Annotated in this window: 3 protein-coding genes; all 3 read right to left on the bottom strand. The window is 57.3% G+C overall.

The window, feature by feature from the left end:
- Positions 1–227 precede the first annotated feature (227 nt).
- Entirely contained in the window at positions 228–914 is a 687-nt protein-coding gene (locus tag JCM12296_RS42980; RefSeq protein WP_246805301.1) for a tetratricopeptide repeat protein, read from the bottom strand.
- A 67-nt stretch (positions 915–981) separates the two neighbouring features.
- A complete protein-coding gene (locus tag JCM12296_RS46690) occupies positions 982–1,758 on the bottom strand; it encodes a toll/interleukin-1 receptor domain-containing protein (RefSeq protein ID WP_054702533.1) in 777 nt (258 codons plus the stop codon).
- A 3-nt stretch (positions 1,759–1,761) separates the two neighbouring features.
- Positions 1,762–2,487 (bottom strand): caspase family protein (locus JCM12296_RS34115; protein WP_172684253.1); only part of this gene is annotated, 726 nt, incomplete at its 5' end.

The raw sequence follows: 2,487 nt of genomic DNA, 5'->3' as shown, positions 1-2,487 counted from the left end.
CTCGATGCGGGGTAGGGGATGGGTGGGCGGGGTGGTACCGGTTTTCAGCGGCACGGGTTCGACGGGACGTTGAACGACCACTGGCGGTGCCGTAACACATGCACCGATCGTCAGGCATGCCAGGGCCATCATCAATGCGCGGAACGTTGACGGGTGATGGTTCATCATGAAACGACCTCCATCAGATACGTTCTATCCCTTGGTGTTGGTAGCACCGTCTGGTTCCCTCAGTTCGAAAGAAACTGCCGGCGGTAGTCCTCTATGCGATCTGCAAGCTGCGGCTGTGCCTCCTTTGCGCGTACGAGATCTGTTTCCAAAATACTCAGCAGGACGCGGTTAACCGCCGGGCAGGCGATTTTCGCCGACTGGAAATAATCCTGGGCCTTCACCGGATGGCCACTCAGGAACAGTGTTGCCGATAACGCCAGCTTCGTGTAGCAGAGCTTCTCCGATCGAGTGAAAACCCGAACGCCCTCATGGTTGTCAACTTCGAAGTACCACGTCCCTTGGTTTTTTTGCAGCGTCGCGACCTGATCGTCTTCGAGCCAGTTCAGGGCCACCTTTTGCTCTTCGAGGACGGTGTTCACATCGCCTTGCATCAGGGCCGCCTTGGCCCACTCCAGGGCGGCCAGCGGAGACTGGGGAATTTTGCGATATTCCGCAATGGCATGATCGTAGTCAGCCTGCTTGAAGTAGACATACGCCAGGTTACTGCGGTAAATATCCGTGTCCGGCGCTATGTCAACGGCATTTTGGTAGTGCGCCAAAGCAGCTTGCACATCCCCGGATTGATCGCTGATCACACCCAAACGGAAGTGGGCGAGTGCCCACATCGGATATTGCGTTGCGACTTTCCGGTAACGTCCAACGGCGAGACCTTTTTCGCCCCTGAAATAGTGTCGGTCGCCGTCCATGATTAACAGGTCGGGATCGTCAGGTGCCAGATTGAGCAGGCTGTTCAGTTTAAGGCTGAACAGCTCTTTATCCTCGGCCAGCACTTCGGGGAGAGTGGCTTTTTCCAGCCCGAAACCGGCTGCCTTGCTCCTTGGTCGGACTTTCTGTGCCTGTTGGTACTCGTCCTTGGCTTCTGAATACCGCCCCGCCCGCATGTATTTTTCTGCGTTGGCAGGTGCTTGCCTCAATCGCCACAATTTGGCGATAGTGATTCCAAAAAGCGCCTGTACCGGCCAACAACACGATTATCAGGGCTGCGATCAACAAGGCTTTAATCTTCCAAGGTCGCTTTGGCGGTGGGAACTCAGGAATATCCACCGAGCCGGGCGTCAGCGGTATGTTGACGTTCCATTGGCTTACGATGTTGCGCAGGCCTTGGGCCACTTCCAGGAAACCGTCATCCAATGTTTCGAATTTGACGACCGGCCTGCCATCCCTGGGAAGGGCCTGCAGTTTGCCAAATGGCGCGTTGCGCCAGTCGGTGGGACGCAAAATTACGGGAATTACCCGCGCTTCATGGTTGTTGTGGCGATCCAGGGCACGTTTCATCTCGATGTCGTAGCAATATTTTGAGTCGATGAAATCAGCGCTGATCAGCAGCAGAACGATGTGGGCGTTTTCCAGATGGTCGTCGATCTGCCCGGCCCACTCCTGCCCTCCGGTGAGTCGCCGGTCGTGCCATGTCTCGATCAGCCCGTCCCGTTTCAGTTGGGAGAGATGCGACACCAGTTTGTTGAGCAGATCCTCATCCTCGTGGGCATAGGAGATGAAGATCTCGATTTTTTGTCGATTCTCATCGTTCATGGCTCATGGTTTCCTGCCCACGGGAAAAGAGGCCCCGGAGAGTCTTTTCACCGGGAATTGTTCGAAACCATACTTGCGCTGGGTGATGTTTGGGACCAGTTCCTCGATATAGTCGGCCAGTTCACCCACCTCGATGAGGGTGTTTCCGTTGCGGTCGGCGTTTTTCAGGCCTTCGATGAGGGCATGGGTGAAGATCCCGTGGCCGTTTTCCTCATAGGCCACTTCATCGCTTTTCGCGGCCGCCAGCACGGCCCAGCCACTGAGTTTTCCCAGGCGGTCGATGGCGGCTTTCTCGGCAACGCCGCGGCCCATGGAAAAGGCGCCCGAGCTGCAGGTATCGAGCAGCAAAAGGGTCTTGTTGCAGAGAATTTTGCTGAGCAGTGTGCGCAAGTTCTCCTGGCTGAGGCTCTGTTCGTGCAAGGCTTCCTGGCTGGTGTAGCGCACGCCCCAGGGCAGATAGTGATACTGGCCGTCGATGGCGGTGCCATGGCCGGCGAAGTAAACCACGAAAACATCCTCTGGTCCGGCCATGGACGCCATGCTTGTGAGGGTGGTTTCGATGGCGCTTCGTGTGGCCGCCTGATCCGGTAGCACCCTTACCTTCGCGGTGCGGAACAGTCCCTGGCTGCGGGTCTGGAACTGGTCGACGACGGCCCGGGCATCGGCGGCCGCGTATTGCACGCCCTGGGTCAGACAGTGGTCGCGGTAGCGGGTCACCCCGGCGGCGAA

Origin of the sequence: Desulfosarcina cetonica JCM 12296, assembly GCF_001311845.1 — a bacterium.
In the GTDB taxonomy this organism is placed as follows: domain Bacteria; phylum Desulfobacterota; class Desulfobacteria; order Desulfobacterales; family Desulfosarcinaceae; genus Desulfosarcina; species Desulfosarcina cetonica.
Note: the sequence above shows the minus strand (reverse complement) of the source record. Positions and strands in the feature narration are given on the sequence as shown.